The sequence below is a fragment of the Halanaerobium sp. genome (genome assembly GCF_003070835.1).
Map to the genome: position 1 here is coordinate 1 of NZ_QBLR01000407.1, position 2,584 is coordinate 2,584.

Consider the following 2,584-nt stretch of genomic DNA (forward strand, 5'->3'; position numbering starts at 1 on the left):
GAAATAGATTATATCTTATTTAAAGAATCTAATGTTGAAAGAAATGATAAGTATTATTCTGAGTCATCACCTAAAATAATTGATACAAGTGCCATTATTGATGGTAGAATATTTGAAGTTTATAAAAATAATTTTATAGATGGGATTTTAATTGTTCCCCGCTTTGTATTAGAAGAATTACAAAATATTGCAGATTCGGATAGAGAGTTAAAAAGAAAAAAAGGTAGATTGGGATTGGAAATATTAAAAAAATTACAAAATGATCTTGGAGAGGATATTGTTATTTTAGATAGAGAAGTTAATAATCAGGAGGTTGATCATAAGTTGGTTCATCTGGCTAAAGAATTAAATGCTGATTTAATATCCAGTGATTATAATTTAAATCAACTTGCTGAGTTACAGGGGATTAAGGTTATTAATATAAATAGATTGGCTAATGCTCTTAAACCTGTTCTTTTACCAGGAGAAAAAAAGAAAGTGGAAATCATCAAAAAGGGAAAAGAACAGGGTCAGGGTATTGCATATCTTAAAGACGGGACAATGATAGTTGTTGAGGGCGGCCAAAATCATATAGGAGAAAAAATTAATGTAGTTATCTCAAGCTTTTTTCAGAAAAATTCAGGAAGAATGTATTTTGCAAATTTGTCATCTAAAAATATTTAATAATAAATAGTAAATGGGGAGGGTTATAATGACTGCAAAAATCAAAAATAATGCAGAACTAGTGATTAAAATAGAAGGAATGAAATGTTTTTATTGCTTTACAGTAGTTGCTGATATTTTAAGAGAATTTGATGGTATTAAAGAAATTAGAGTTGGTTTAAATAAAGGAAATGCAATTGTAAGATATGATAAAGAAAAAGTTAGTTCAGAAGAACTTCTTGAGAGCTTAAAAAAAGCAGGTTATAACGCTGTCCCAAAAAATTAATATGATTTTTAAATCTAGAATAACACAATAGGGGTGAAATTGTATAGTGAAAGCGTTGACTTTTAAACAGGGTATACATCCTGAGTATAATAAGGAACTAACAAAGGATAAACCCTTAAAAAATTCGAAACGTCCTGAGGAGGTAATTATTCCTCTGAAACAGCACATTGGAGCACCTTTAAAGGTGCTTGTTAAAAAAGGTGATAAGGTGGACATGGGTCAGAAGATTGCAGATGGAGACAGTTTTGTCTGTGCACCTATTCATGCTTCAGTCTCTGGAACTGTTAAAGAAATAAGAAAAGTAACAGATCCTGGCGGAAATATTGTTGATGCTGTAGTTATCGAAGCAGCAGAAGAGGATACACTTAATTCTGGTTTAGAAAAACATGATAATTTAGATCAACTTGATGCAGATCAAATTAGAAAAATCATTAGAGAAGCAGGAATTGTAGGTATGGGAGGAGCAATGTTTCCCACTCACGTTAAGGTTTCTATTCCCGAAGACAAAAGTGTTGATTATGTAATTTTAAATGGAGCCGAATGTGAGCCTTATCTAACTGTTGACCATCGGGTAATGGTGGAAAGACCAAAGAGTATTGTTTTTGGTTTAAAAGCTTTAATGAAAGCTGCCGGTGCATCCGGAGGTTTTATTGGGATTGAAGAAAATAAGCCCGAAGCAATTGAAAGTATGCAGGATGCGGTTAAGGATGACAAAAATATTGAAGTAAAGGTTTTAGAAACAAAGTATCCACAGGGTGGAGAAAAAATGTTGATTGAGGCTATTCTGGGACGAGAAGTTCCTGCTGGTGGTCTACCGCTTGATGTAGGGGTAGTGGTCAACAATACCTCGACAGCAGCTGCAGTTGCAGATGCAATTAGAGATGGAAAACCTCTTTATGAAAGGTCTATCTCAATTACCGGTCGCGGAATAAATTCTCCCCAAAATTTAATTTATCGAATAGGTACTAATATTGGTGATTTGGTTGAAGAAGCAGGTGGCTTAAAAGAAAATGCAGCTAAAGTTATTACCGGTGGTCCAATGATGGGTAAGGCACAAAAGTCTCTCAATATTCCCGGTGTTAAAGGTACTTCCGGTATTTTAGTGCTGGTTCAGGAGGAAGTCGAAGTATATGAACCTTCTCCCTGTATTAACTGTGCTCGCTGTGTTGATGCCTGTCCTATGTTTTTAATGCCAACTCAGCTGGCAAATTATGCGAAAAATGAGATGGTCGAGGAATTGGAAGAATGGCAGATATTAAGCTGTGTTGAATGTGGTTCCTGTTCTTTTGTCTGTCCATCTAAAATACCTCTGGTACATCATCTGCGTCTTGGTAAGGCACAGGTCATGGCCAAAAAAAGAGAAGAGAATTAAGGGGGATAATCAATAATGAATAACGAATTAATTGTAACATCCTCACCACATATCAGAGCTCAGGATTCAGTCCCAAAAATAATGTGGTCAGTTGTAATTGCTCTGCTGCCAGCAGTTTTTGCTGCTGTATATTTCTTTCAAGCAAGAGCAATTTCAGTGGTTCTGACAGCTGTTGCTGGTGCGGTTTTAACAGAATACATATTTCAAAAAATTAGAAATAAAAAAATTATGATTAAAGATGGAAGTGCAGTAGTTACAGGATTACTTCTGGCACTTACACTCCC

The 2,584-nt window shown here is 34.8% G+C and carries 4 protein-coding genes; all 4 read left to right on the plus strand.

Annotated features, from left to right (window positions below):
• On the plus strand, nucleotides 1-663 hold a 663-nt coding region (locus CI949_RS19720), incomplete at its 5' end, for a PIN/TRAM domain-containing protein (RefSeq protein ID WP_290769602.1).
• A gap of 28 nt (nucleotides 664-691) precedes the next feature.
• The gene (locus CI949_RS19725) at nucleotides 692-928 is read left to right on the plus strand and encodes a heavy-metal-associated domain-containing protein (protein ID WP_290769604.1); all 237 of its coding nucleotides are present in this window, start codon (nucleotides 692-694) and stop codon (nucleotides 926-928) included.
• A 46-nt stretch (nucleotides 929-974) separates the two neighbouring features.
• A complete protein-coding gene (gene rsxC, locus CI949_RS19730) occupies nucleotides 975-2,300 on the plus strand; it encodes an electron transport complex subunit RsxC (RefSeq protein WP_290769607.1) in 1,326 nt (441 codons plus the stop codon).
• A 15-nt stretch (nucleotides 2,301-2,315) separates the two neighbouring features.
• Nucleotides 2,316-2,584, plus strand: a 269-nt coding sequence (locus CI949_RS19735) for an RnfABCDGE type electron transport complex subunit D (RefSeq protein ID WP_290769609.1), incomplete at its 3' end; no start/stop codon positions are given.